22 protein-coding genes and 2 pseudogenes are annotated in these 25,123 nt (G+C 72.5%); 9 read left to right on the plus strand and 15 right to left on the minus strand.

The features are described from left to right. Positions 1 to 109 precede the first annotated feature (109 nt). On the plus strand, positions 110 to 457 hold the full coding sequence (locus tag Saso_RS11535; RefSeq protein ID WP_189919131.1) for an ArsR/SmtB family transcription factor: 348 nt from the start codon (positions 110 to 112) through the stop codon (positions 455 to 457). A 47-nt stretch (positions 458 to 504) separates the two neighbouring features. Here the strand turns inward: Saso_RS11535 and Saso_RS11540 are convergent, their stop codons facing one another. From Saso_RS11540 to Saso_RS11555, 4 genes are read right to left on the minus strand one after another with little or no spacing between them, the layout of a single operon-like run. Continuing rightward, positions 505 to 1,626, minus strand: a complete 1,122-nt coding sequence (locus tag Saso_RS11540; protein ID WP_189919544.1) for an XdhC family protein — start codon at positions 1,624 to 1,626, stop codon at positions 505 to 507. After that, entirely contained in the window at positions 1,619 to 3,745 is a 2,127-nt protein-coding gene (locus Saso_RS11545) for a xanthine dehydrogenase family protein molybdopterin-binding subunit (RefSeq protein WP_189919133.1), read from the minus strand. Before Saso_RS11545 ends, Saso_RS11540 begins: the two co-directional genes overlap by 8 nt. Continuing rightward, positions 3,742 to 4,734, minus strand: a complete 993-nt coding sequence (locus Saso_RS11550) for an FAD binding domain-containing protein (protein ID WP_189919135.1) — start codon at positions 4,732 to 4,734, stop codon at positions 3,742 to 3,744. The genes Saso_RS11545 and Saso_RS11550 overlap by 4 nt, the downstream gene beginning before the upstream one ends. Next, a complete protein-coding gene (locus tag Saso_RS11555) occupies positions 4,731 to 5,309 on the minus strand; it encodes a (2Fe-2S)-binding protein (RefSeq protein ID WP_189919137.1) in 579 nt (192 codons plus the stop codon). Before Saso_RS11555 ends, Saso_RS11550 begins: the two co-directional genes overlap by 4 nt. 251 nt (positions 5,310 to 5,560) lie before the next feature. On the opposite strand from Saso_RS11555, the gene Saso_RS11560 reads away from it, so the two are divergent. Continuing rightward, positions 5,561 to 6,148, plus strand: coding sequence for a TetR/AcrR family transcriptional regulator (locus Saso_RS11560; RefSeq protein WP_189919138.1), 588 nt, complete (start codon positions 5,561 to 5,563; stop codon positions 6,146 to 6,148). A gap of 30 nt (positions 6,149 to 6,178) precedes the next feature. Here Saso_RS11560 and Saso_RS11565 read toward each other — a convergent pair whose 3' ends face one another. From Saso_RS11565 to Saso_RS11595, 7 genes are all read right to left on the minus strand, one after another. Beyond that, on the minus strand, positions 6,179 to 6,553 hold the full coding sequence (locus Saso_RS11565; protein ID WP_229901129.1) for an STAS domain-containing protein: 375 nt from the start codon (positions 6,551 to 6,553) through the stop codon (positions 6,179 to 6,181). A gap of 601 nt (positions 6,554 to 7,154) precedes the next feature. Next, a complete protein-coding gene (locus tag Saso_RS11570) occupies positions 7,155 to 7,928 on the minus strand; it encodes a DUF4097 family beta strand repeat-containing protein (RefSeq protein WP_189919142.1) in 774 nt (257 codons plus the stop codon). Between the two features lie 106 nt (positions 7,929 to 8,034). Beyond that, positions 8,035 to 8,868: a PIG-L family deacetylase gene (locus Saso_RS11575; protein WP_189919144.1), complete on the minus strand. Its 834-nt coding sequence runs from the start codon at positions 8,866 to 8,868 to the stop codon at positions 8,035 to 8,037. Between the two features lie 305 nt (positions 8,869 to 9,173). After that, complete coding sequence (locus Saso_RS11580) at positions 9,174 to 11,522, minus strand: ABC transporter permease (protein ID WP_189919146.1); 2,349 nt, start codon at positions 11,520 to 11,522, stop codon at positions 9,174 to 9,176. Continuing rightward, positions 11,519 to 12,211: an ABC transporter ATP-binding protein gene (locus Saso_RS11585; RefSeq protein ID WP_189919148.1), complete on the minus strand. Its 693-nt coding sequence runs from the start codon at positions 12,209 to 12,211 to the stop codon at positions 11,519 to 11,521. The genes Saso_RS11580 and Saso_RS11585 overlap by 4 nt, the downstream gene beginning before the upstream one ends. Further along, entirely contained in the window at positions 12,208 to 12,732 is a 525-nt protein-coding gene (locus Saso_RS11590; RefSeq protein WP_189919150.1) for a PadR family transcriptional regulator, read from the minus strand. The genes Saso_RS11585 and Saso_RS11590 overlap by 4 nt, the downstream gene beginning before the upstream one ends. 214 nt (positions 12,733 to 12,946) lie before the next feature. Further along, positions 12,947 to 13,522 (minus strand): TetR/AcrR family transcriptional regulator, encoded by a 576-nt coding sequence (locus Saso_RS11595; RefSeq protein ID WP_189919152.1) that lies wholly within the window; start codon positions 13,520 to 13,522, stop codon positions 12,947 to 12,949. A gap of 93 nt (positions 13,523 to 13,615) precedes the next feature. Here Saso_RS11595 and Saso_RS11600 point away from each other — a divergent pair, with 93 nt between their 5' ends. After that, positions 13,616 to 14,446 (plus strand): oxidoreductase, encoded by an 831-nt coding sequence (locus Saso_RS11600; protein ID WP_189919154.1) that lies wholly within the window; start codon positions 13,616 to 13,618, stop codon positions 14,444 to 14,446. Positions 14,447 to 14,471: 25 nt separating this feature from the next. Here Saso_RS11600 and Saso_RS11605 read toward each other — a convergent pair. From Saso_RS11605 to Saso_RS11615, 3 genes and pseudogenes are all read right to left on the minus strand, one after another. Beyond that, a pseudogene (locus tag Saso_RS11605) lies at positions 14,472 to 14,615 on the minus strand (ADP-ribosylglycohydrolase family protein); the annotation flags it as partial. Between the two features lie 147 nt (positions 14,616 to 14,762). After that, positions 14,763 to 15,695, minus strand: a complete 933-nt coding sequence (locus tag Saso_RS11610) for a hypothetical protein (RefSeq protein ID WP_189919156.1) — start codon at positions 15,693 to 15,695, stop codon at positions 14,763 to 14,765. A gap of 22 nt (positions 15,696 to 15,717) precedes the next feature. Further along, positions 15,718 to 17,400 carry a hypothetical protein gene (locus Saso_RS11615; RefSeq protein ID WP_189919158.1) on the minus strand — a complete coding sequence of 561 codons (1,683 nt, stop codon included), beginning with the start codon at positions 17,398 to 17,400 and terminating at the stop codon, positions 15,718 to 15,720. 169 nt (positions 17,401 to 17,569) lie between these two features. Here Saso_RS11615 and Saso_RS11620 point away from each other — a divergent pair, with 169 nt between their 5' ends. From Saso_RS11620 to Saso_RS39030, 4 genes and pseudogenes are all read left to right on the plus strand, one after another. Beyond that, a complete protein-coding gene (locus Saso_RS11620) occupies positions 17,570 to 19,021 on the plus strand; it encodes a serine/threonine-protein kinase (protein ID WP_189919159.1) in 1,452 nt (483 codons plus the stop codon). 128 nt (positions 19,022 to 19,149) lie between these two features. Further along, positions 19,150 to 19,914: an SDR family oxidoreductase gene (locus Saso_RS11625; protein ID WP_189919160.1), complete on the plus strand. Its 765-nt coding sequence runs from the start codon at positions 19,150 to 19,152 to the stop codon at positions 19,912 to 19,914. A 376-nt stretch (positions 19,915 to 20,290) separates the two neighbouring features. Next, on the plus strand, positions 20,291 to 22,840 hold the full coding sequence (locus Saso_RS11630; protein ID WP_189919161.1) for a discoidin domain-containing protein: 2,550 nt from the start codon (positions 20,291 to 20,293) through the stop codon (positions 22,838 to 22,840). Positions 22,841 to 22,938: 98 nt separating this feature from the next. Next, positions 22,939 to 23,184, plus strand: a pseudogene (locus Saso_RS39030) (carboxymuconolactone decarboxylase family protein); the annotation flags it as partial. On the opposite strand, the gene Saso_RS39035 reads toward Saso_RS39030, so the two are convergent. Next, positions 23,133 to 23,333 carry a hypothetical protein gene (locus tag Saso_RS39035; protein ID WP_368858629.1) on the minus strand — a complete coding sequence of 67 codons (201 nt, stop codon included), beginning with the start codon at positions 23,331 to 23,333 and terminating at the stop codon, positions 23,133 to 23,135. The pseudogene Saso_RS39030 and the gene Saso_RS39035 sit on opposite strands and share 52 nt — an antisense overlap. 30 nt (positions 23,334 to 23,363) lie before the next feature. Between Saso_RS39035 and Saso_RS11635 the strand changes: the two genes are divergently transcribed. Continuing rightward, entirely contained in the window at positions 23,364 to 24,173 is an 810-nt protein-coding gene (locus tag Saso_RS11635; RefSeq protein WP_229901130.1) for a sigma-70 family RNA polymerase sigma factor, read from the plus strand. A gap of 189 nt (positions 24,174 to 24,362) precedes the next feature. Next, positions 24,363 to 25,064, plus strand: coding sequence for an SDR family NAD(P)-dependent oxidoreductase (locus tag Saso_RS11640; RefSeq protein WP_189919163.1), 702 nt, complete (start codon positions 24,363 to 24,365; stop codon positions 25,062 to 25,064). Positions 25,065 to 25,123: the final 59 nt, after the last annotated feature.

Genomic DNA, 25,123 nt, shown 5'->3' on the forward strand with positions numbered 1-25,123 from the left:
GAACACCAGGACTGTAAGATATTCATCGAACACTCGGCAACCGGCCGGGATGCGCCGTGGCCCTGTCGCCGTGGGTGCCTCCCGGCGCCACGAAGGACGGGAGCGGGCCATGACGAACCAGACCGCGGGCGGCAGCCACCGTGCGGCGCCGGTCCACACGGACCCCGACGAGGTGTCCGTCCTGACCGCGCTCTCCGCCGTCTCCGACCCCGTCCGCATGCAGCTCATCCGTGAGCTGGCGGGTTCCCCCGACTGGACGCGCAGCTGCGGCAGTTTCGACGTGCCCGTCGGCAAGGCCGCCAAGAGCCACCACTTCTCGGTGCTGCGCGCCGCCGGTCTGCTGGAGCAGCGCGACGAGGGGCCCAAACGGGTCAACAGGCTGCGGCGCGAGGAGTTCGACGCGCGCTTCCCCGGCCTGCTGGAGCTCGTCCTCCGCGACGACGGCGACGACGCCTGACGGCAGGGCCGGGGTCCGACGCCCCCGCGCCCGCCGTATCGGACGCGTCAGGCGGACCGGCGCCGGTGGATCGGCCGGTCCGAGCCGGTCAACGGCAGGCCCGTGCCGCCCCGGCGGGCCGCGACGATCTCCGCCGTGATCGACAGCGCTGTCTCCTCCGGTGTGCGGCCCCCCAGGTCGAGGCCGATGGGCGACCTCAGCCGCGCCAGTTCGTGCTCCTCCAGGCCGACCTCGCGCAGCCGCCGGTCCCGGTCGGCGTGGGTGCGCTGCGATCCCATCGCGCCGACGAACGCCAGCGGGAGCCGCAGGGCGACCTCCAGCAGCGGGACGTCGAACTTGGCATCGTGGGTGAGCACGCAGACCACGGTGCGCGCGTCGGTCCGGGTGCCCCGCAGATACCGGTGCGGCCAGTCCACGACGACCTCGTCGGCCTCGGGGAAGCGCTCCGCGGTCGTGAAGACGGGCCGGGCGTCACAGACGGTGACGCGGTAGCCGAGGAACTTGCCGGCCCGGACCAGGGCCGCCGCGAAGTCGACGGCGCCGAAGACGATCATCCGGGGCGGCGGCACGCTCGTCTCCACGAGCAGGGTGAGGCCGCCGGGGCAGTGCGACCCGTCCGGCGACAGCTCGACCGTGCCGGTACGGCCCGTGTCGAGCGCGGCCAGGGCCTGTGCCGCGGCGGCGCCGTCCAGGTCCTCGTGCCCGCCGAGACCGCCCTCGCGGGAGCCGTCGGCGTGCACGAGGAGCGCGGCGCCGAGCAGCGCCGCGGGACCCCGGACGACCCGGACCAGGGCGACGGGTTCGTCCCGCGCCGAGGCGTCCAGGGCGTGACGCAGCAGCGCACCGGCGGAGCCGTCCGCCGTGACCGGGGTGACCATGACGTCGAGGACTCCGCCGCACGTCAGTCCCACGGCGAAGGCGTCGTCGTCGCTGTAGCCGAACCGTTCCAGCACGCTGTCGCCGGTCTCCAGCGCCCGGGCGCACAGCTCGTAGACCGACGCCTCCACACAGCCGCCGGACACCGACCCGATGACGGTGCCCTCCCCGTCGACGGCCAGCGCCGCGCCCGGACCGCGGGGCGCGCTGCCGCCGACGGACACGACGGTCGCCACGGCGGCCTCGCGGCCCTCGGCCAGCCAGGCGCACAGCTGCGGCGCGAGGTCAAGCATCGCCACCGCCCGTCAGGACGCGGTCGGGGCGGATGGGCAGGCTGCGGTGACGTACCCCGGTCGCGTGCCACACGGCGTTGGCGACGGCGGCCGCCGCGCCGACGATCCCGATCTCGCCGATGCCCTTGATGCCGACCGGGTCCTCGGGGTCCTCGTCCGCCACCCAGTGCGCCTCGACGTGCGGGACGTCGGCGTGCGTCGCCACGTGGTACCCCGCGAGGTCCGCGCCGACGGGTCCGCCCGAGACCGCGTCGCGCGCGGCCTCCTCGTGCAGGGCCATGGAGATGCCCCAGATCATGCCGCCGGTGAACTGCCCCCTCGCGGTCAGGGGGTTGACGATGCGCCCGGCCGCGAACACGCCGAGCATGCGCCGCACCCGGACCTCGCCCGTGGCCGTGTCGACGGCGACCTCGGCGAACTGCGCCCCGAAGGAGTGCCGTTCCTTCTGGGCGAGGGCCGCGATGGCCGCGGTGGTGTCGGACCGTACGGTGACGCCCCCGGCCGGGATCGCCATGCCCGGCACGAGTCGCTCGCGCAGATCGCCCGCGGCGGCCATGACGGCCCATGACCAGGACCGGGTGCCCATGGACCCGCCCGCGATCATCGCGGGCCCGAACGCGCTGTCCCCGAGCCGTACCCGCACGCGCTCCGGGGGGACCTCCAGGGCGTCCGCCGCGACCAGGGTGAGGGCGGTCCGCGCGCCGGTGCCGATGTCCGCCGCCGCGATCCGCACGGTGAAACTGCCGTCGGGCTCCGCGGTGATCGAGGCGGTGGACGGGGCGGCGCCCGCGCCGAAGGACGCCGCCGCGGTGCCGGTCCCCAGCAGCCAGCGGCCTTCGCGCCGCACCCCGGGCCGTGGATCGCGCCCGGCCCAGCCGAAGCGGCGGGCCCCTTCCTCGAAGCAGGCGCGCAGATTGCGGCCGGCGAACGGGAGGCCGGACACCGGCCCCCGGTCGGGTTCGTTGCGCATCCGCAGGTCGATCGGGTCGACGCCGCACGCGTGGGCGAGTTCGTCGAGCGCCGCCTCCAGCGCGAAAGACCCCGGCGCCTCGCCGGGAGCGCGCATCCAGGTCGGGCTCGGCACGTCGAGCGGCACGACCCGGTTCTCGGTGCGGTGCGCGTCGGCGTCGTACATCACCCGCGCCACGCCGGCGCTCGGCTCGACGAACTCGTACACGGTGGACGTGCGGCTGAGGGAGCGGTGCTCCAGTGCGCGCAGGCGTCCGTCGGCGTCCGCCCCGAGCCTGACCCGCTGGACGGTGGGACTGCGGTGGCCGGCCAGCGTGAACATCTGACGACGGGTCAGGACGACCCGGACGGGACGGCCGAGCATCCTGGACGCCATCACGGCGGCCACCTGGTGGGCGCGCACGCCCTTGCTGCCGAAGCCGCCGCCGACGTGCTCCGAACGCACGCGTACCGAGCCGGGATCGAGCGAGAACAGGTTCGCGAGTTCCCCGACGACCCAGGTGGCCCCCTGGTTGGAGTCCACCACCTCGAGCCGGTCCGACTCCCAGTGCGCGGTGGCCGCGTGGGGCTCCATGGGGTGGTGGTGCTCTTCGGGAGTGGTGTACGTGGCGTCCACGACGACGGCGGACGCGGCGAGTCCGGCCTCCAGGTCGCCCTTCTCCGTCACGGCCGGCATATGGCCGTCGACCGGGTGTGCGTCGGGCCGGTCGGCGGTGAAATCGACGTCGTGCGGGCCCTGTTCGTAGTGGACGACGAGCGCTTCGGCGGCCTCCCGGGCCTGCTCCGAGGTCTCGGCCACCACCAGCGCCACCGGCCAGCCCAGATGCGGCACATGGTCGTTCTGGAAGACCGCGCACGTCGGGTCCGGGACCGTGCCCAGCAGGCCGACGTAGTCGGTCTTCAGCGGCGGGGCGTTGCGATGGTCCAGCACGGCGAGGACCCCGGGCATGGCCAGCACCGCGGCCTCCTCCAGGTCCCGGACCCTGCCACGCGCCACGGTGGACAACACCAGCCACCCGTGGGCGAGTTGCGCGAAGGGAACCTCGCCCGCGTACCGCGCCGCACCGGTGACCTTCGCCAGTCCCTCCACGCGGACGTGACCGGTGCCCACGGCGCGTACCCGGGTGAGGCGCGCATCGGTCGTCGTCATCGCGTGGCCTCCTCGGCGAGTTCGCTGAGGACGGCCACGGTCAGGTTGCGCATCAGGGTCACCTTGAATCCGTTCTGCGACAGGGGCCGCGCGGAGGCCAGTTCGGCGTCCGCCGCGGCCGCGAACGACTCGGCGTCGGCGGGTGCCCCGGTGAGGACCCGTTCGGCGGCGCGGGCGCGCCAGGGCCGGGAGGCCACCGCGCCGTACGCCATGCGCACCTCCCGTACGACACCGTCGCGGACGTCGAGCGCGGCGGCGACCGAGCCGACGGCGAACGCGTAGGAAGCGCGTTCGCGCACCTTGCGGTAGCGGGAGCGGGCGGCGACCGCGGCCGGGGGCAGGCTGACACCGGTGATCAGCGCGCCCGGCGGCAGGGCCGTCTCGCGGTGCGGGGTGTCGCGGACCGGGAGGTAGAACCAGCCGAGGGGCATTTCACCGGGCCCCTGGGCCGTCTCGTAGTGCACCATCCCGTCCAGGGCCGCCAGCGCGACGGCCATGTCCGACGGATGTACGGCCACGCAGTGCGAGGAGGCGCCGAGGACCGCGTGGTTGCGGTTCTCGCCCCGGAGCGCCGGACAACCGCTGCCGGGGGTCCGCTTGTTGCAGGGACCGGTGGCGTCGGCGAAGTAGGCGCAGCGGGTGCGCTGGAGGAGATTGCCGCCGACGGTGGCCATGTTGCGCAGCTGGCCCGAGGCACCGGCGAGCACCGCCTGCGCCAGGGCCGGGTAGCGGGTCCGGATCAGGGGGTGGGCGGCGAGATCGCTGTTGGTGACGGTCGCGCCGATCCGCACACCGCCGCCGGGGACCTGCTCGACACGGTCCAGGGGCAGGCCGCGTATGTCGACCAGCCGCCCCGGCCGTTCGACACCGGTCTTCATCAGGTCGACCAGGTTGGTGCCGCCGGCGAGGTAGCGCGCCTGCGGATCGGAGTCGAGCAGGGCGACGGCTCCGGGTACGTCCTCGGCCCTGCGGTAGCCGAACTCCCTCATGCGGCGGGCTCCTTCGTCTGCGGTCCGGCGTCCGTACGTGCCGCAGGGGTCGATGCGGCGGCCCTGCCGACGGCCTCGACGATCGAGGTGTAGGCGGCACAGCGGCACAGGTTGCCGCTCATGCGCTCACGGATCTCCTCCGCCGTCAGTGGTGGTGGTCCGGCCGCCGGCCGTACGTCGGCCGAGACGGCGCTCGGCCAGCCGGCGGCGTGTTCCGCGAGCACACCGATCGCGGAACAGATCTGTCCCGGTGTGCAGTAGCCGCACTGGTAGCCGTCGAGTTCGAGGAAGGCCTGCTGCACGGGGTGCAGCCGCTCGCCGTCCGCCACGCCCTCGATGGTGGTGATCTCACGCCCCTCGGCGGCGACCGCGAACTGGAGGCAGGCCACGGTCCTGCGGCCGTCGACCAGGACGGTGCAGGCCCCGCACTGCCCCTGGTCGCAGCCCTTCTTGGTGCCGGTGAGATCGAGTCGCTCGCGGAGCGCGTCGAGCAGGGTGGTGCGGTGGTCGACGGGCAGCGTGTGCCGCTCCCCGTTGATGTGCAGGGTGATGACGCTGGACGTGGGTAAGGCCATGAGATCTTCTTTCGCGCTTCCGTGACCCGGGTGGGGCGGCCGCCGGGACCTGGCGACCGCCGAGGTGTGTCGTTGCTGGTGGGCGGGAGTGGCGCACGGGACGGCGCCGGCGCTGTCCGCGGACTCCCGCGCGGACCCGGCCGGAGCTATGGTGAACCCAACCGGACAATCGTCCGCTACCGGGAAACCTAACGGACAGCTGTCCGCTTAGCAAGGGTGGGGTTCGGCCACGCGCCCCCGAGGAGAGTCGAGTGCAGCACAACAAGGACGCGCCCCTGCGCTCGGACGCACAACGCAACCGTGAGCGCATCCTCGAGGTCGCCCTGACCGAGCTGACCCGGTGCCCCGATGCCCCCCTCAGCGCGATCGCCAAGAAGGCGGGTGTCGGACAGGGCACCTTCTACCGCAACTTCCCCAACCGGGAGGCCCTCGTCCTGGAGATCTACCGCCACGAGATGCGTCAGGTCGCCGACAGCGCCGTCCAGCTGCTCGACGAGCTGCCGCCGGACCTGGCCCTGCGCGCCTGGATGGACCGGTTGGCCGAATTCGCCATGACCAAGGCCGGACTCGCCGACGCGATCCGCCTCGCCACCAGCGCACCGGGCGGCCCCGCGAAGCCCGCGCACACCCCCGTCACCGACGCGGCCGACACCCTCCTGCGCGCCAACGACGCGGCGGGCACCATCCGGCCGGGCATGACCCCCGACGACCTGGTCCTCGCCATCGGCGGCCTGTGGCAGATGGCGCCCACCGACGACTGGCGCCCGCGCGCCGCCCGGCTCCTCGACCTCGTCATGGACGGACTCCGCGCCGGCGCGCCCGGACCGGCCGGCACCTGACCGCTCCGGGGCCGGGATCACGGGTCGCGCTCACCGGTCGCGTCGACCGGGAGGCAGCCGTGGCCCTCTTCGGCGGGATCCTTCCGCCGCGTCACCTGTGCCGGTGGTGAGCAGCGCGTACGTCTCGGTGAGGACGAGCAGATGCCTCGGCTGATGCCGCAGTCCGGTGACGACGAAGCGGCCGCCGGCGGTCTCAAGGCTCCGGCGCAGCCGCAGGAGGAGGTTCAGACCGCTGGAGTCCATGAACGACACCCCCGACAGATCCACCTCCAGCGCCGTGCAGTCCGGCGGGACGAGGGACGCCGCCTGCGCGAGTTCGGGGTAGGTCCGGAGGTCCATGTCACCGGCGACGGCTATCACGGTGTGGCTGGAGTACTGGTCGGTCGTCACGTCGAGGACGTTCACTGGCCACCCCTCTGACGGGGTCGAGCCCATCACGCCCTCCGTGGGGGGAGGACGCCAAGCACGCGGCGTGGGGCGCGTACGGCCGAGGAGGACGTCCGTACCGCGTCCCGGCCACGACGTGACCCACGAGGGCGGCGCGGCCCGTCCGCCGGGCCGAGCTGGTTGTCCTTGCAGCGTCGCACAGTCCGCCGCCCCGCGACAGGCCCCCTTGTCCGGCCGCCGCCGAGGACCGGCTCGGACGGTCGACCGGCGTCCACGCCCGAGGATTTCCGGCGGTCACATATATGCGCGGGACGGCCGGGTCCTCCGCCGCCGCGCGCAGCGAGCAGCGGACTGGGCGCCCTCCGTCCACGGCGGTCGCTTCCGTCGTCTGCGCAGCTCGGCCCGATCCGTTCGGCCCTCGGGGTCTTCCCTCGCAACGGCCGGGGCGCGAGGACGCGTCGGCGGCCGCCGCGGCACGGGGACGGTTCGCGGGCATCGCGGCCGCGCTTCGCGCGGTCCGCGCGGACGCACCGATCGGGTGGCGGGCGGCACGCCTGTGCGACTCCGTGGACGCACCCGTGCCGTCCGCCGCCGGGACCGCCGGCGGCCCCGGACAGCGTCAGCCGCGGCGCACGCCGACGTCACCGTTGACCGTCGTCAGGGTCATCGCCGGACCCTTGCGGGCGGAGCTGGTGGGCACGCCGACCGTGGCCCGGCCGTTGTCCGTACCTGCGGTGACCCGGTACGCGGGGGAGTCGTGCGGCACGGTGACGCCGACGGAGCCGTTGGTGGTGGCCGCGGTCACGTCGGAGGGCGCGGTCGCGCATGCCAGGGACACGTCGCCGTTGGTGGTCGTCGCGTCCACCCGGCCGGCGTCGAGCGCCGTCGCACGGACCGAGCCGTTGCGGGTGGCGAGCCGGACCGGCGCGTCGTCCCGGCCCGCACGGGTTGCCGTCACGTCGCCGTTGACGGTCGTGACGTCCAGCGCCGCGGCGACCCCCGCCACGTCGACGCCCGCGTTGCGCGCATGGACCGTGACGCTCACACCGTCCGGGATCCTCACGACGGGCATCCGCGGGCACTCCTGCGCGTCGGGCTCCCGCCCGGGGTCTGCGCAGGACAGGTCGAGGGTCCAGGTGTCGTCGTCGTGCGACCAGTCGACGCGCGCCCGCTCGTCCACGGTGACACGGCGGCCGTCGGCGGGGCGCAGGACCAGCCCGTTCCCGGTGGTGACGACGAGGTGGTTGCCGGATCGCAGGAGGGCGGGCGAACCGGCGGCAAGGGCCGAACCGTCGGCTCCTCGGTGGTCCTGGCCGTCGCAGGACACGGCGAAGGGGAGGACCACCAGCACAACGGCCGCGGGCAGCACACGACTTGCCGACTTCGTCTTCATGACCGTGCGGGTGCCCCGAGCCCGCGCACTCATGACGACGGCCCGCCCCGCCCCCGCGACCGGGGACGGAGCGGGCCGCACGGGAGGGGCGGGCCTGCCGCAGGGGTCAGCGCAGTCCGGCGAAGAGGTCGGTCTCGGGTACCGGGGCGCCGGTGGTGTCCCGGACCCGTACGAAGGTCTCCATGCCCATCAGCTCGCCGAACTTCTCCTTGCCCATCTTGAGGAAGAAGATGTTCTCGCCCTGGCTGGCGTGCGCGGCCAGCGCGTCGAACTTCTGCCCGCTGAACGCGGTGGTGTCCACCCACGTCGTGATCTCGTCGTCCGGCAGGCCGATCTCGGCCATCGCGGCGGCCTCGGCGGGATCCGGCTCCGGCATGTCCCCGCCGAACTCGCGCATGATCTCGCCGAACCGCGCCATCATCGAGCGCGGCATGGTGGTCCAGTACACCTTGGGTGCCAGATCGGTCATGTCGAGCGCCGCCATCGTGATGCGGTGGGCCTGGATGTGGTCGGGGTGGCCGTAGAAGCCGTTCTCGTCATAGGTGACGACCACGTCGGGCCGGTAGTGCCGCATGAGGTCCGCGAGCCGGGCCGCGCCCTCCTGCACCGGGGTCCGCCAGAACGACCCAGGGGTGTCGTTGCTCGGCCAGCCCATCATCCCGGAGTCCGCGTAGTCCAGTGTCTCCAGATCGCTGATCTTCAGCACCTCGCGGCTCGCCTCGAGTTCCTGACGGCGCATCAGGGCGACCGCGGCCGGATCGTGGCCGGGATCGCCCGGCTTGACACCTCCCGGTCCGTCACCGCAAGCGCCGTCGGTACAGGTCACGAGCACCGTGCGGATGCCTTCCGCCGCGTACCGGGCGAGGACCCCTCCCGTTCCGGTGGCCTCGTCGTCGGGGTGGGCGTGTACAGCCATGAGCGTCAAAGGGCGGCCAGTCATGGAAAGGTCCTCCAGCGGAGAAGAGATACGTCGTGATCGAGTGCGCGGCGAGCGTACCCACCGCGCTCCCGGGAGCCGGATCCGGTTCCGGGCGGACGACCCACCGGTCGCCCTGTCCTTTCGTATGGCTCGGCTCCCTCGGTCGGTGCAACAGCGTCGACCGGACCTGCTGTTCCCGGCGCTGCCGGTACCGTTCGGCGCACCGGCGTCCGCACGACGACGGCGGCCGACGCCGTCCGGATCCGCCCGGGTGCGCGAAGGGGCCCCTCCTGGCAGGAGGAGCCCCTTCGAAGACGCGGGCGCCGCTATTCCGTGCGCAGCCCTTCCGGACGCATCAGCCGCAGCAGTGGCGGCAGACTGAGCAGCGTGACCACCCCGACCACGGCCGCGCCCACGCCGGTCATGGTCAGCACGCTCGCCCAGTCCATGGTCACCGGTGTGCGGGTCATCTTCAGCAGCACCGAGCCCAGGGTGACGCCCACGGTCATGGCCAGGACGAGGCCGAGTCCGACCGGGAGGGCCGTCTGCCACAGCACCGACAGGCTCAGCGTGCGGCGCCGGGTGCCGAAGGCGACGAGCGCCGAGAGCAGTTTCCTGCGCTCGCGCAGCTGCTCCAGCTGGGAGACCAGCAGACTCGCGCCGATGAGTGCCAGCACGAAGGCGGCGCCGACGAACAGGCCGGTGCGGATGGAGGCGTACTTGGTGTCCTCCAGGGTCGCCGTCCAGCCGTAGGTGTGCGCCAGGGGGTCGACGCGGGCGGCGACATTGCGTACGTACTCGCGTGAGTCCGGCACCGACGGGTCCAGGCGCAGGTAGACCCCGTCCGAGAACAGCGCCGGCACGGCCTCGGCCGGCAGGGCGCCGGAGGTGACCAGCAGACTGTTGGAGTCCATCAGCGAGTCCTTGCGCGCTTCCACCACCCGGATGCCGGCCGGGACGGTCCACGGCACCTCGATGCCGCGCTCGGAGACGTCGTCGTACGACGGGTCGACGTAGAGCCGTCGACCGGGCTTCACCACGGAGATCTCTTCGGCGTTGTCGGGGTCGTCGTAGCAGCACCGCGTGCGCGTGACGAACACGTCGCCGTCCTTGCAGGAGGGCAGCGCGGCCAGTTCGCGCAGGGCGGCGCAGTCGCCCACCGTCATGCCGTTGCCGTGGTCCGGGTCGCGACGCGCGTCCCCGTACTGCGAGAGGGCGAGGGCCACCGCGGAGCGCACGCCCTTGGCCCCGGCGAACTCCCGCTCCACACCGGACAGCGGCTTGCGGTCGCTGAAGTCGACCTGCATCTGGACCCGGCCGGGGTCCTTGCCGGTGGCCTTGGTGTACTGGCTCTGCGTTCCCGTGAACAGCATCTGGAGGGCGATGGCCCCGGCCACCGCGACGGCGATGCCGTTCACCATGCGTGCCGCGGTGCCGCTGCTCAGCTGGAGCCGCCGCACCGCGAGCTGCCAGGACAGCGCTCCCGTGCCGAGGCGGACGACGACCGCCTCCACGACCCAGGGGAGCAGCGCGGTGATGCCGATCAGCAGCAGGATCACACCGCCGATGACGAGGTACTGGTTGAAGTCGCCGTTCTCGTGGCCCTTGCCGATCATCGGGTAGAGCATCGCGAGACCGGCGAGCGGCGGCAGCAGCCGCCACCACAGCCGGCGGCGGCGCTGCGTGGCCGCCCGTACGACGCCGAGCGGCTCCACCACCACGCCGCGCATCGCGAGCAGCGTGACCAGGACGGCGGCGACCGGCACCGCCAGCGCCACCAGCGCGGCGAGCAGGGGCGAGGGGTCCAGGTAGCTGGGCCAGACGCTCACGCCGAGAACCTGGGTGGAGCCCAGCGTCGAACGGCCGAGGAGGAAGAAGCCGGTGCCGATGACCAGGCCGAGCAGGGCGCCGGCGAGAGCCTCACCGGCCGCGATCCGCCGCGTCATGCGGCTGTCCGAGCCGACCAGGCGCAGCGCGGCCAGGCGCCGGTCGCGGCGCTCGCCGCCGAAGCGGACGGCGGCGGCGATGAACACGGCTACCGGGGTCAGCAGCACCACGAACACGACCAGGATCATGAGCAGCAGCACCGGGTCGGTCTTCTCTGACGCCGTGTCCGGTTCGCCGTACCGGGTCAGCCGGTGCACCGGGGAGACGTCCGTGAGCTTCAGTCCCGAGGCGCCCGCGTAGTAGGCCAGTTCGTGGGAGCCGATGAGCCCGCTCTCGCCGATCGTGCCGGTGATCTTGTACGGCAGCCGCTGGCGCAGCAGCTCGGCGCCGTCCGAGGCGAGCAGGTCCTCGAGCGCGGGGGAGACGACCATCTCGCCCGCGCCCGGGAAGCTGTCGACGCCCGGCGGCAGCGGCGCCCGCCGGCCCTCGGGCTCGACGATCCGGCCGCGGATGTCGTCGTCGTGCCAGGTGGTGTCGGTGTCGGCGATCAGGAACGTGTCGTCGGCCTTCGGCGGGGCCTTGTCGGTGAACGTGAAGTCGAAGCGCGCGTGCTCGACCCTGTCGCGGGCGGCGAACACGTTGGGCAGGGCGGTGCACAGCAGGAGCAGAGCCACGCCGATGCCGACGCCGACGGCGGTGAGCGTCATCCGGACCCAGCCCTCGCGCCCTCCGGCGAGCGCGAAACGGGCCCCCAGGGCCAGGTCCTGGGCCCACTGGCGAGGACTCATACGGCGCGCTCCATGTCACGGGACTTGCCGTCGCGGACGACGACCTCACGGTCGGAGTACGCGGCCACGCGCGTCTCGTGGGTGACGAGGACGACGGCGGCGTCGGTCGAGCGGGCCGCCTGGGTCAGCAGCTCCATCACGCGTTCGCCGTTGAAGGAGTCGAGCGCTCCGGTGGGTTCGTCGGCGAACAGCAGGCGCGGCCCGGTGACCAGCGCGCGGGCCACGGCGACGCGCTGGCCCTGGCCGCCGGACACCTCGCCGGGGCGCTTGGCCTTGAGGTCGTCGACCTCCAGGCGCTCCATCCAGCCGAGCGCGGCCCGCTCGGCGTCCTTGCGGGAGGAGCCGTTCAGCCGCAGCGGCAGGGCGACGTTCTCCACGCACGTCAGCTCGGGCACCAGCTGGCCGAACTGGAACACGAACCCGAAGTCGGTGCGGCGCAGAGCGCTGCGCCGGGCATCGCTCATCGTCGTCAGTTCGCGCCCCGCGTAGGTGATCGATCCGGAGTCGGGCGGCACGATCCCGGCGAGGCAGTGCAGCAGCGTGGACTTGCCGGACCCGGAGGGCCCCATGACGGCGACGACCTCGCCGGGGCGTATCGAGAACTCCGCGCCGTCCAGCGCGTGGGTCGGGCCGTACGCCTTGCGCAGGTCGCGCGCGGTGAGCAGGGCGCCGGGGGTGGAAGTCGTCATCGTTTCACGGCCTCACGGAGTCGGTCGAGCCGGGCGGCGGTCAGCTCCAGCCACCGCAGGTCGGCTTCGAGGTGGAACAGGGCGTGGTCGCAGATCAGTTGGTCCGCGAGGTCGCCGCCTCGCTTGCGGTCCGTCAGGATCCGCATGCTGCGCAGGTGTTCGGAGCGCTGGGTGTCGAGGATCTCGGCGGCGTCGCGCCGGGTGAGCAGCGCGAGGACGACCTTGGTGTACAGGGTCGACTGGAGGTGTTCCGCCGGCTTCTCCGGGGTCGCCAGCCAGCGCTGTACGTCGGTGATGCCGGCGTCGGTGATCGCGTAGCGCTTGCGCTCCGGACCGCCGCCGGCCTCGATCCCGTCGACCTCGACGAGGCCGTGCTTCAGCAGCCGGGACATCGTCGAGTAGACCTGGCCGTAGTGCAGCGGCCGGTCGTGACCGAACTTCTCGTCGAAGGCCCGCTTGAGGTCGTATCCGTGCCGCGGACCCGACTCCAGGAGCCCCAAAAGGGTGTGACCGATGGACATGACGCTCACTCTACACACTGTGTATACATCCCGTGTATACACCGGGTGTGCAGGCCGTGGCGGGGTGTGCGGCGGTGCAGGTGGAGGCGGGGGTGAGGGTGATCGTCACGGTTCGGAAACGGGCGCCGTGGAGCCAGTGTCGCCGCTTACCGCTTCCCGCCCACCGCCTGCTGCCCTCTGGGTGGCAGGCGGTGGGCCGCCTGGGCCCGGTCGGTCAGCTCTCCGCTTGTCGCGCCCGGGTGGTCAGTCCCGGTGTGACGAGGGCGAGCCAACGGGCGCGGGCCGCGGGTGGCTGTTCGGTGGGTGCGGTGGAGAACAGCAGGTAGATGTCGCCGACGGTGACGTCCGGATGGATGTCGCCGTCGGCCTGGCCGGCTCGGACGATGGCCGCGACGGCGGCGCCGCCACGGTCCTCGTCGTCGTGGTCACCCGGTTCGGCGCCGAGGGTCCGGGCGGCCGCCTTCACGGCGCGGTCGGTCACGGAGGCCTCGATGACGCGGCCGAGGAAGGCGGTCAGCTCGTCCGCGGCCCGGGCGCCGGCGGTGACGCGCGCGAGGGCCGCTTCCGCGTCGTCCGCGACCCGGGCGACGCGCCCGGCGACGACGGCCCCGACGAGGTCGGTCTTGGTCGGGAAGTGCCGGTAGAGCGTCCCCACGGCCACCCCTGCCGCGGCGGCGATCTCGTCCATGCCGACCTCGGGGCCGTGTGCGGTGATCTGCTCGCCCGCGGCGGCGAGGATCTTCTTCCGGTTGCGGACCGCGTCGGCGCGCGGCGCCCTGGCCTGGGTCATGGGACTCGTCTGCCCTTCCACTTGCGTAAAGGTGAACCTGGGTTCAGGATAGATGGTGAACCGAAGTTCATCTTAGTCGTGAGGAACCCTGCCATGCCTGCCAAGACCGCCCTCGTCACCGGTGCCTCCTCCGGGATCGGCGAGGCCACCGCCCTCGAGCTCCACCGCCTCGGCTACACCGTCTACGGGGCGGCCCGCCGCACCGATCGCCTGCGGGAACTCGCCGGGCACGGCATCCGGCCGCTGGCGATGGACGTCACCGACGACGCCTCCATGCGGGCCGGCATCGAGAAGATCACCGCCGAGACCGGCCGCCTCGACGTGCTGGTCAACAACGCGGGCTACGGCTCCTACGGCGCTCTCGAGGACGTCCCGCTGGACGAGGCCCGCCACCAGTTCGAGGTCAACGTCTTCGGCGCGATCCGGCTGGCCCAGCTCGCCCTGCCCCACATGCGTGCCCAGCGCTCCGGCACCGTCGTGAACATCACCTCGATGGGCGGCAAGATCCACACTCCGCTCGGCGGCTGGTACCACGGCACCAAGTTCGCCCTCGAAGCCCTCAGCGACTGCCTGCGCCTGGAGGCCAGGCCCTTCGGCGTCGACGTCGTCGTCATCGAGCCCGGCGGCATCGCCACCGAGTGGGGCGGCATCGCCGCGGACACGCTGGAGAAGTCCTCGGCAGGCGGCGCCTACGCAGCCCAGGCCACCGCCGTCGCCTCGGCCCTGCGCTCCGAGGCCAACGCCAAGCGCAATTCCCCGCCCTCCGTCATCGCCGAGGCGATCGGCAAGGCCGTCACCGCACGGCGCCCGAAGACCCGCTACGCCACGGGCTTCGGCGCCCGTCCGCTCATCGCCTTGCGCCGCGTCCTGCCCGACCGTGCCTTCGACATGGTCATCTCCCGGGCCGTCGGCCTCCCGGGCTGACAGCCCGTCCGGCCGGCGCCGCGACTCACCGACAGGCGAGGCGACACGCGAGGTCGAACAGGTCCGGCAGGCGCGGCACCCGCCCGCCGAAGCCCGGGAGCGGCACATGCAGCGGCTGCGTCCAACGGACCGGAATCGCGTCCAGCCCGTAGTACGCCCCCGCGAGACCCGGCACGGTGGTGCCGGCGCCGTGAGGCAGGGCGTGGGTTGTGCCCTGCCCTGCCTTCGCCGTCCCGGGTGCGTTGCCGTGTTGCTTCTGGCTCACGTCTCCGTGGGGGCCGGCGGGGGCCGTCCCCGTTCACGGTGTGGAGGTGGCTCAGGGAGCAGGGCAGTCGTGCAGGGTGTCCAGGGGAACGCTCACGCAGTACCGGTCTCCTCTCTCGGTGACGTTCGGAGGGAGCGTGAACACGGCGATCCGTGACCTGGGCATCGTCACCGACCCGATCCGGCGCATCAGCTTGAAGTTCTCGGACGAGCCCGACCGCTGGTAGAGGCCGACCGGAACCTGCTCGTCCTGGTCGAAGTTGAAGACGGCCAGGCGGTGCTTCGCGCCGGTGATCCAGCGCTGCCCCCGAGTCGAGGTGCCGGACACCGTCACCTTCTGCCGGTGCGACGCGCTCGTTCCCGCTTGTACCGCGCTGGTGGTGACCGCGCCCGCCGTGACGACGTCGTCGCGCACGCCGGAAGGGGGCACGAAGCCCCACTCGTGACTTTCCAGCAGGCCCGACCCCGCGTCGAACACCTGGAGCCGGTGTCCGTCGAACAGGGTCTCGGGAGGCTCGACCCGGTCCACCGTCAGGGGGGCCGAGGACGGTGACACCGTGGTGCGGTAGCCGCGCGAACCGACGGTGACCGTGACGGTCACGGGCTTCTCCGCCGAGAATCCGTGCAGACAGAGCGCGGTGTCCAGGGCCAGTGGGAGGCTCGTGGGGCCGTCCATGCCGCTCAGCCAGACCGCCGGCGAAGTGGCGAACCCCGGCGGCAGCTGCGCCAGGTCCGAGACGCAGTCGGGACCTCTCCCGCCGGCGCCCGGATGAATGACCAACTGCCCGGCCAGCACCGCTGACTTGCGCTTCTTTTTCTTCTTCTTCGTCGGGCGCGCGCCGATCGCCTGGTCCGTGACCGGGCTCGCGGACCGCACCCGCGTCGCCACGTCCGTGGCGGGGCCGGTCCCGCCGCCCGATCCGCATCCCGCGGCGGCGGTCACGCACAGCAGGGCGAGCCACCCCGCCAGTCTCCGTTGTTTCATCACGTCGCTTTCCTTCCTCGTTTCAACCGCTGCTCCCCGACCCGCACCTCGCACGGGCCTCGGACAGTCGGGATGCGTAATCCGTGCGGTAGTCGGCGTAGCGCTCCTCGGGCGCGGTGCCGGTCTGGATGGCGCTGCTCAGCTGGCTCAACGACGCCTGATGAGCCGAGGCGGCCGTGCCGAAATCGCAGTGCGCGAGCGCCACGGAGGAGAGCTGCGCCTCCCACAGCGCGCGCACGGCGAAGCGCGCTTCCAGCGCGAGTGCCTGCCTGAGGTCGGCGATCGCCGCGTCGTACCGGTCGTACAGCAGCTCGTGGTGGGCGGCGACGGACGCGGCGAGTGCCACGAGCGACCTGGTGTCCGGGGAGCGCGGGGCGCCGCGTACGCGTCGCAGCGACCGTTCGATGGTGCCGTCGTCCGCGACCAGCCCGGCGCTGACACGGCAGTTCTCCGCCTGGGCCAGGCCGATCGAGGCCTTGAGCCGGCCCGGCCGGGTGAACGCGGGATCGTCCGCCAGCCGTCTGAAGGAGGCGGAGGCCTCGGCCAGGTCTGCCGCGCGCACGGTGCCCTCGGCGCAGGAGGGATGCGGTCCGAGCGCCCGCAGATAGGTGTTGTCCGCCATGCTGAGCCTGGCCCGCAACCGGATCGGAGAGGAGTCCGCGATGGCCAGGTACTCCGTCCGGGCGGCGTCGAGTCCCGCGCGACGGATGTTCTCCGGGTCCGCGACGGCGAGGTCCTCGAGCGCGTGGCCCCGGAAGAGACGGACGAGGTCGGGTGTCACGAATCCGCTGCCGCTCTCGGACGCCGGGCTGCCGCCACCGCCCGGCAGCAGCCGGGCCAGGACACGTTCGGCCTGTGCCGCATTCCCGGCCCGCCAGGCATCCAGCGCGGAGGTGAAGTCGGCCAGTCCGCGGGCCCGCCGCACCAGTTCCGAGACCATGGCCGTGCGGCTGTACGCGGACTGCCACCCCGCGTCCATGGGGAGGGCTTCGCCGGTGTACCAACCGGCGAGCTCCGGAGCGTCCGTCACCTGGTCCGCGCGCACGTAGACGACGGGCCTCACCAGCGTCTGCCCGGCGTCGCCCGACGTGACGATCCCGCCGAGGAGGATCGCCGCGTTGGACCGGTCGACGAACTTCGCCGTCCGGTTCTCCAGGTCGTGACGGTCGCCGTGCAGAAGCCGGACGAGCGGCAGCGAGTGTTCCGCCGCGTAGTCGCGCACGGCCGAGCCCGGGAGGACCTTGCCCAGATCATGGGCGAAGGTCGCGGAGACGTCGTCCAGGACCTGCTGGTCCTGCCCGGGCCCGCTGCCCTCGAAGCCGACGACGGCGACATCGCGGGGACCCGTGAGGCGGTGCAACGGGGGAGGCGGAGCCTGGAATCTGAGGAGGAGGAAGACGGTGCCGGCGAAGACGCCGGCCACCCCGGCGGCGAACACGGCCCGTTTCCATCGAGGAACCCCGGCGAACCGGTCCCGCAGCAGCTGACCGACCGACCCGAGGAAGCCGCTCACCCCGACGAGCACGCCGACGAAGGTCGCCACCTTGCCCGGACGCGCGCCCAGCGCACTCGCCAGCGCGAGCGAAGCCGCCAGCGCCAGACTGACGCCCGCGACGACCACCCAGGCACGGGAGACGCGGGGGCCGGCGCCAGGATCCCCGTCGGAGGGGTCGCGCGCCGGATCGGGAAGGTGATGTCCGCCCATTTGTCAGCATATTACGTATGCATACTCACGATCGTCGTCAGGCGCTCCGCGGCGGTGATCATCGGAGCCAATTCGATGGGTAGGCGCGCGTGACGTGGGTACTTGCGTGCGGCGGGCCCCGGCGGACGGGTGCGCGCGGCAATGGTGCTTCGAAGCATGAGGAGATCGAATGAGGCTGCGCGAGTCGGCTCTGGTGCTGGCCTCCCGGTGTTCCACCGAGATACTGGACGGCCGCTACCGACTGGACGCGCGCATCGGCTCGGGCGGCGCGGCGGACGTCCACCGCGGCTTCGACCTCCGCCTCAAGCGCGCGGTGGCGGTGAAGGTCTTCCGGCCCGGCGCCGGGGCCGGATCCGAGGAGGGGCTGCGCAGCGAGGCGATGCTCCTCGCCCGCTTGCAGCACCCCGGGCTCGTCACCGCCTACGACGTGGGTCGTCACGACGGCCGGGCCTACCTGGTCATGCAGCTGGTGGAAGGCCGCACGCTGAAGGCGCGCATCGCCGAGAGCCCTCTGTCCTGCGACGACACCGCGCGACTGGGCGCCGGCCTCGCCCGGGCCCTGGCTCACGCCCACGAGGCCGGGATCGTCCACCGTGACGTGAAGCCGTCCAACATCCTTCTCGACCCGTCGGACCGCCCCTATCTGACGGACTTCGGTATCTCCCGGCTCGTCGACGCCACCACCGACACCGTCACCGGCACGCTCGTGGGCACCGCCGCCTATCTCTCGCCCGAGCAGGTGCTGGGCCGGACCGTCGGCCGGCCCGTCGACGTCTACGCCCTCGGGCTCGTCCTCCTCGAATGCCTCACCGGCAGGCTCGAGTACGACGGCGGTCCCCTCGAAGCGGCGATAGCACGGCTCCACCGTCCCCCCGCCGTCCCCAGCGCGCTGCCCGCCGAACTCGCCACCCTGCTGCGGGACATGACCGCCCTGGACGAGCAGGACCGTCCGTCGGCGCCCGACTGCGCACGGACGCTGGCCACCCTGGCGGGAACGCCCCTCTCCGGGCATGTGCCGACCACCGGGCCCGCGGCCCGTACGGCGGCCATCGTGCCGAGCCGTGAATCGGTGCGCGGCGACGACGCCACGCACCGCAACGCCTCGCCTGCCGCGGTACGGACCGCCGCGAAGGCCGCTCCCGCGCGCCGCCGGGTTCTGGTGGCCGGAGGAACCGTCGCGCTCGTCACCGCGATGGCGGCCACGCTGGCCGTCACCGAGGCGCTGCCCGATCACGGTCGTGACGGAAGCACGCGACAGGCCGTCAGCCGGCCCGCCGGGAGCGCCGACGCCGAAGGCGGCTCCGCGGAGACGAACGCGGCGCCCGCCACCCCTGTCGATCCCTCCGCCTCGACGCGCGAGTCCTCCGGCAGTCGCCTCCGTGACGTCACCGCCGTGAAGAGCTCCCCTTCCTCTTCCGCAGGCAGGAGCCCGAACGCCGTAGGCGTGCCCCGCGCTTCCTCCGGCCGCGCTTCCGACGTCGGGGCGCAGGCCGCTGCGAAGCCCTCGTCGGCCGGCAAGAAGCCCGGCAATCCGAATGCCACCAAGAAGGGCCAGGAGGCGGCGGAGTCGAAGCCGGGGAAGCAGAAGCAGAAGAAGCAGGGCGAAGGCGAAGCGGACTGACGCATGCTGCTTCCCCGGACCGGCCTGCCGAGCTGTCCGAAGGCCGGTACCGGGCGGTGTGCGGTGGGCGAGACTGGCCCCGGACGGCGGGTGGGCCGCCGTACGCGGTCTGTGGTCCTGGGGGGACGATGGGGAGTCTGACGGACAGAGTCGTGCTCGTGACAGGGGGAGGACGAGGGATCGGGCGGGGCATCGCCCGCCGCCTGGGGGCGGACGGAGCCCTGGTGGCGGTGCACTACGGACAGCGTGAGGACACGGCACGCGAGACGGTGGACCTGATCACGGCCGCCGGCGGGCGCGCCTTCCCGGTGCGCGCCCTGCTCGGGGAGCCGGGTGACGCCGTGGCGCTGTTCAAGGAGCTGGACGTGCGGCTCGAGGAGCTGGGCGAGCCCGCGGTCCTGGACGTCCTGGTCAACAACGCGGGGTTCAACGTCCCAGGTCGGATCGCCGAGGTGCGGCCGGAGGACTTCGACCGACTCATGGCCGTACACGCGAAAGCGCCGGTCTTCCTCGTCCAGCAGGCGATCGAACGGATGCGTGACGGGGGGCGCATCGTCAACATCGGCTCGGCCGCCACTCGGGTGGCGTTCCCCGAGTCGCTGGCCTACGCGATGGCCAAAGGTGCGCTGGAGGTTCTCACCCTGGCGCTGGCACGGGAGTTGGGGCCCCGGCAGATCACCGTCAACTCGGTGTCGCCCGGATTCGTCAAGACGGACATGAACCGCAAGCGCTGGAGCGACCCGGAGGGCGAAGCCGCCCACGCGGCGCACTCGGTGCTCGGGCGGATGGGGCGGCCCGAGGACGTGGCGGACATCGTCGCCTTCCTGGCCTCGGACGACGCGCGCTGGGTGACGGGCCAGAGCATCGACGCATCCGGAGGTTCGTTCCTGTAGGAGTCGTCCCGGGATCCTGGGGTCTGCCACCTCCGCGGTGACTGCGGCCTCCCTCCGCCGGTGGCGCGGCACACGGTCGCCAGGTCTCTTGCGGCGCGCCCGGCGGGAAGCCGCAGGGCTGACTCCGCGCGGCCTCCCGGCGTCATTCGCTGAAAGCTGCCGCCGGGTCAACCCGCCGTCGGTGTGCACAACTTGCACGAATTCTGGTGTCCGAGGGCTTGCCGGACGACACAGGTCAACATTTAAATCAAGTCGTGAACTAAGCGGGCGGCCTGGCCCAGCCTGCCGCGCTGCGCGTTCCGCTCCCGCCACCCGTACGACCGTCACGGCACGGTCCTTCACGACCGTCCTTCATCCACCCCCAGGGGAACATGGCATGAGACTCAGATCCCTCGGTGTCGCGCTCGCCAGTACGGCGGCGTTGATCACCCTCCCCGTCGTCGCGTCACCTCAGGCCGTCGCGGCCGACGCCAACCTGTCCCAGGGCCGGCCGGTCCTGTCGTCCTCGACGGAGAACGCGGGGACGCCCGCCCTCGCCGCCGTGGACGGCGACACGGGCACCCGCTGGTCCTCGGCCGCCACCGACGACCAGTGGCTCCAGGTCGACCTCGGGTCCGCGGCCTCGATCAGCCGGGTCGACCTGAACTGGGAAGCGGCCTACGCCTCGGACTACAAGATCCAGGTCTCCGCGGACGGCGGCTCCTGGACCGATCTGCGGACCGTCACCGGCGGCGACGGCGGCACCGACAGCCTCACCGTCTCCGGCCAGGGCCGCTACGTCCGTATGCAGGGCGTCCACCGGGCCACCCCCTGGGGCTACTCGCTCTGGGAGTTCCAGGTGTTCGGGACCACCGGTCCGACCCAGCCCGGCATCTGCTCGACGGCCAACTCGGCGCAGGGCAAGGCCGCTTCGGCGTCCTCGACGGAGAACGCGGGCACCCCCGCGTCCGCGGCGTTCGACGGCGACGACTCGACCCGCTGGTCCAGCCAGTCCGCCGACCCGCAGTGGCTGCGCGTCGACCTGGGCTCCTCCCAGGACATCTGCAAGATCGACCTGAACTGGGAAGCGGCGTACGGCAAGGACTTCCAGCTCCAGGCTTCCGCCGACGGCCAGAACTGGAACACCCTCAAGACCGTGACCGGTGCGACCGGCGGACGCGCCTCCTACGACGTGAGCGGTACGGGCCGCTACGTGCGCGTCCTCGGGACGGCCCGCGGGACGGTCTACGGCTACTCGCTCTGGGAGTTCGCCGTCCACACCACGTCCGGCGGCACCGGAGGCCCCGTCCAGGGCGGCGGGGACCTCGGACCGAACGTCATCGTCGTGGACCCCTCCACTCCCGACCTCCAGCAGAAGTTCGACCAGGTCTTCACCCAGCAGGAGTCGGCGCAGTTCGGCTCCGAGCGTTACCAGTTCCTGCTGAAGCCGGGCACCTACAACGGCATCAACGCCCAACTCGGCTTCTACACCTCGATCTCCGGCCTCGGACTGAACCCCGACGACACCCAGATCAACGGTGACATCACCGTGGACGCGGGCTGGTTCAACGGCAACGCCACGCAGAACTTCTGGCGTTCGGCGGAGAACCTCGCGATCACCCCGTCCAACGGCACCGACCGCTGGGCTGTCGCCCAGGCCGCGCCGTTCCGCCGCATCCACGTCAAGGGCGGCCTCAACCTGGCTCCCAACGGCTACGGTTGGGCCTCCGGCGGATACATCGCCGACTCCAGGATCGACGGCACCGTCGGCCCGTACTCGCAGCAGCAGTGGTACACCCGGGACAGCTCCGTCGGGGGCTGGACCAACGGCGTGTGGAACATGACGTTCACCGGCGTCCAGGGCGCCCCGGCGACCAACTTCGACACCGGTCCGTACACCACCCTGGACAACACGCCGACCTCGCGCGAGAAGCCGTTCCTCTACCTCGACGGCAACGAGTACAAGGTCTTCGTACCCGCTAAGCGTACCAACGCCCGCGGTGTGTCCTGGCCGGCCAACGCCGGGACCTCGCTCCCGCTCAGCCAGTTCTACGTCGTCAAGCCCGGTGCGACCGCCGCCACCATCAACACGGCGCTCGCCCAGGGCCTCAACCTGCTCTTCACCCCCGGCGTGTACCACCTCGACCGGACGATCGAGGTCACCCGGGCCGACACCGTGGTGCTGGGGCTCGGCCTGGCCACGCTCGTGCCCGACGGCGGCGTCGACGCCGTCCACGTCGCGGACGTCGACGGCGTACGGCTCGCCGGCTTCCTCATCGACGCGGGAGCCACCCGGTCCGACACGCTGCTGCGGATCGGCCCGGCCGGCGCTGCCGCCGACCACTCAGCGAACCCGACCACCATGCAGGACGTCTTCGTCCGCATCGGCGGCGCGGGCCCCGGCCTCGCCACCAACTCGGTGGTGGTCAACAGCGACGACGTCGTCGTCGACCACACCTGGATCTGGCGCGCCGACCACGGCCAGGGCGTCGGCTGGGAGACCAACCGGGCCGACTACGGACTGGTCGTGAACGGCGACGACGTCCTCACCACCGGCCTCTTCGTCGAGCACTTCAACAAGTACGACGTGCTGTGGAACGGCGAACGGGGCCGCACGATCTTCTTCCAGAACGAGAAGGCCTACGACGTGCCCAACGCCGCCGCCATCACCCATGACGGCATCGTCGGCTACGCGGCCTACAAGATCGCCGACACGGTGAACGTGCACGAGGCCTGGGGTCTGGGGAGCTACTGCAACTTCACCTCCGACCCGTCCATCGTGCAACGCCACGGCTTCCAGGTACCGGTCAAGCCGGGCGTCAAGCTGCACAGCATCCAGGTGATCTCGCTGGGCGGCAAGGGGCAGTACGCCCACGTCGTCAACGACACCGGGGCCCCGACCTCCGGGACCGACACCATCCCGTCCAAGATCACCCAGTTCCCGTGACCCGAGGCGGGCGATCCCGCCCGCCTCCCTGACGGCCAAACCGACCACGACACCGACCGAGCCACCGCCGCGGGCCGCTCTCCCGGCCCGCGGCGGAGATGCTGTCGGCACGGTTCGGTTCCGCCCCCCCCGAGCCCGTCGAGGTGGTGTTCCACAACCCCGCCGTCGCCACCTCCAACCTGGAGTTCTCGGCGAAGGCCGCCGCGTGGGACACCGTCGACGAAAGTCTCAAGACGTTCGCCCACATGGCGGTGGCCGCGCAGGTCGGATGCAGCTGGTGCCTGGACGCCAACTACTTCGCCGCACTCGACCAGAACCTCGACCTGGACAAGGCGAGCCAGGTGCCCGACTGGCGTGCGTCCACGGTGTTCACCCCGCTGGAGCGCGAGGTGCTGGAATACTCCGAGGCCATGACGAACACCCCGCCGACTGTCACCGACGAGCTGTCGGCGAGCCTGCTCGAACCGTCACGGCCGATCCCTTCGTCATCCACCGCGGCCTGCTGTTCACCGTCGCCTACGAGATGCTCGGTTCGGCCGCCGACGCCGAGGACGTCCTCCAGGAGACCTGGCTGCGCTGGGCCGGCGTCGACCGTTCCCAGGTGCGCGAGCCACGCGCCTACCTCGTACGAGCCGTCACCCGGCAGGCCCTCAACCGGCTGCGCTCGCTGTCGCGCAGCCGCGAGGACTACGTCGGCGAATGGCTCCCGGACCCGCTGCTGACCAGCCCCGACGTCGCCGACGACGTCGAACTCGCCGAGAGCGTCTCGATCGCGATGCCGACCGTGCTCGAGACGCTCGGCCCGGCCGAGCGGGCGGTGTTCGTCCTCCACGAGGTCTTCGACCTGCCCTACGCCGAGATCGCCGAGGCCGTCGGCAAGTCGCCCGCCGCCGTCCGCCGGATCGCCCGGCGGGCCCGCCACCACGTGGCGGCCCGCAGGCCCCGGGTGCGGGTCAGCCCCGTGGAACGGCAGGCGGTGGTGGAACGGTTCCTGGCGGCGCTGCGCACGGGCGCCCTGCTGGATCTGCTGGACGTCATGGCGCCCGACGTCGTCCTGGTCACCGGCAAAGGCGGCGTGGTGCCCGCCGCGCCGGCCCCCCTCCACGGTGCCGAGCAGGTGGCGTCACTGCTGGCCGGTGTGCAGGGCAAGGTGGCCGCACTGGAGTTGGCCACCGTGTGGCTCAACGGCGCGCCCGCGGGACGCATCGCGTTCGACGGCGTGCCGGCGGCGGTCAGCGTGGACGTGCGGGACGGGCGCATCACCCGGATCCACGTCGTGCGCAACCCGCACAAACCGACCCGCCTCGACACACCGGCCGCACTCACGAGGTAGCGGGCGTCGGACGACGCCGAAGCCGCGATGCGCGTGGCGAGCCCCCGCGCGCGTGGCCGGCTGAGGTGTCTGGCGGGGCAGCAGGCCGACGTGCCGCTCCTGGTGTGCCCGCGTCTGCATCCGGCCGACGGCCGAGCGGCGAACCAGACACGTGGTGCCAGGTCGTCGGCGCGGAACGGGAGGCGGGGCATGGATCTACGAGGTGCACGGATTCTGGTGCCGGGTGCCACCGGAGAGATCGGGTCGGCGCTCGCCGCACGGCTGCACGCCCTCGGTGCCCGCACGGCACTGGCCGGACGTGACCGCGAGGCCCTCACCCGTGTCTCGACGGCGTGCGAGCACGCTCCCGCTCGCACCTTCGACGCCTGGGACGCCGACTCCTGTGCGAAGACCGTCGACTGGGCGGCGGCGGAACTGGGCGGCCTGGACGGCGTCGTCGTATGTGTCGGAGTCGCGGCTTTCGGGCCTGCCGGGGAGGTGGAGGACGCGGTGTCCGAACACCTGATGGCGGTGAACGCGCTGGCCCCCATGGCGTTCCTGCGGGCCGCCGGGGACCGGTTGCCCGAGGGCGGCGTGCTCGCGGCCGTCACCGGGATCGTCGCCGAGGCGGCACCGGCCCGGATGGCGGACTACGCCGCCGCCAAGGCCGCGCTGGCCACCTGGCTGACGTCGGTCCGCCGCGAGCGGCGACGCCAGGGCGTGACCGTGCTGGAGATCAACCTGCCCCACATGGACACCGGCTTCGCCGGGCGCGCCGTTGTGGGCCAAGCGCCGCCACTGCCGCGGGGACTGCCCGTTTCGGAGGCAGTGGACGTGATCGTGCGGGCGCTCCGCGAGGGCGCGAGACGTGTGTGTCCCGGCAGCGGTGCGGCGCTCGAAGTGGTGCGGTAGCGCGGACATGCCGAGGAGACGTCCCGGATACGGCCCTTCGTCCCGCAGCGCCCGGCCCG

It is taken from the genome of Streptomyces asoensis, assembly GCF_016860545.1.
Taxonomy (GTDB): Bacteria; Actinomycetota; Actinomycetes; order Streptomycetales; family Streptomycetaceae; genus Streptomyces; species Streptomyces asoensis.

What these genes read in the sequence shown, in the direction of transcription:
- Saso_RS11535 (WP_189919131.1), top strand. Translation starts at nt 110, where the DNA reads ATGACGAACCAGACCGCGGGCGGCAGCCACCGTGCGGCGCCGGTCCAC.
- Saso_RS11540 (WP_189919544.1), bottom strand. Translation starts at nt 1,626, where the DNA reads ATGCTTGACCTCGCGCCGCAGCTGTGCGCCTGGCTGGCCGAGGGCCGC.
- Saso_RS11545 (WP_189919133.1), bottom strand. Translation starts at nt 3,745, where the DNA reads ATGACGACGACCGATGCGCGCCTCACCCGGGTACGCGCCGTGGGCACC.
- Saso_RS11550 (WP_189919135.1), bottom strand. Translation starts at nt 4,734, where the DNA reads ATGAGGGAGTTCGGCTACCGCAGGGCCGAGGACGTACCCGGAGCCGTC.
- Saso_RS11555 (WP_189919137.1), bottom strand. Translation starts at nt 5,309, where the DNA reads ATGGCCTTACCCACGTCCAGCGTCATCACCCTGCACATCAACGGGGAG.
- Saso_RS11570 (WP_189919142.1), bottom strand. Translation starts at nt 7,928, where the DNA reads ATGAAGACGAAGTCGGCAAGTCGTGTGCTGCCCGCGGCCGTTGTGCTG.
- Saso_RS11575 (WP_189919144.1), bottom strand. Translation starts at nt 8,868, where the DNA reads ATGACTGGCCGCCCTTTGACGCTCATGGCTGTACACGCCCACCCCGAC.
- Saso_RS11580 (WP_189919146.1), bottom strand. Translation starts at nt 11,522, where the DNA reads ATGAGTCCTCGCCAGTGGGCCCAGGACCTGGCCCTGGGGGCCCGTTTC.
- Saso_RS11585 (WP_189919148.1), bottom strand. Translation starts at nt 12,211, where the DNA reads ATGACGACTTCCACCCCCGGCGCCCTGCTCACCGCGCGCGACCTGCGC.
- Saso_RS11590 (WP_189919150.1), bottom strand. Translation starts at nt 12,732, where the DNA reads ATGTCCATCGGTCACACCCTTTTGGGGCTCCTGGAGTCGGGTCCGCGG.
- Saso_RS11595 (WP_189919152.1), bottom strand. Translation starts at nt 13,522, where the DNA reads ATGACCCAGGCCAGGGCGCCGCGCGCCGACGCGGTCCGCAACCGGAAG.
- Saso_RS11600 (WP_189919154.1), top strand. Translation starts at nt 13,616, where the DNA reads ATGCCTGCCAAGACCGCCCTCGTCACCGGTGCCTCCTCCGGGATCGGC.
- Saso_RS11610 (WP_189919156.1), bottom strand. Translation starts at nt 15,695, where the DNA reads ATGAAACAACGGAGACTGGCGGGGTGGCTCGCCCTGCTGTGCGTGACC.
- Saso_RS11615 (WP_189919158.1), bottom strand. Translation starts at nt 17,400, where the DNA reads ATGGGCGGACATCACCTTCCCGATCCGGCGCGCGACCCCTCCGACGGG.
- Saso_RS11620 (WP_189919159.1), top strand. Translation starts at nt 17,570, where the DNA reads ATGAGGCTGCGCGAGTCGGCTCTGGTGCTGGCCTCCCGGTGTTCCACC.
- Saso_RS11625 (WP_189919160.1), top strand. Translation starts at nt 19,150, where the DNA reads ATGGGGAGTCTGACGGACAGAGTCGTGCTCGTGACAGGGGGAGGACGA.
- Saso_RS11630 (WP_189919161.1), top strand. Translation starts at nt 20,291, where the DNA reads ATGAGACTCAGATCCCTCGGTGTCGCGCTCGCCAGTACGGCGGCGTTG.
- Saso_RS11635 (WP_229901130.1), top strand. Translation starts at nt 23,364, where the DNA reads ATGCTCGGTTCGGCCGCCGACGCCGAGGACGTCCTCCAGGAGACCTGG.
- Saso_RS11640 (WP_189919163.1), top strand. Translation starts at nt 24,363, where the DNA reads ATGGATCTACGAGGTGCACGGATTCTGGTGCCGGGTGCCACCGGAGAG.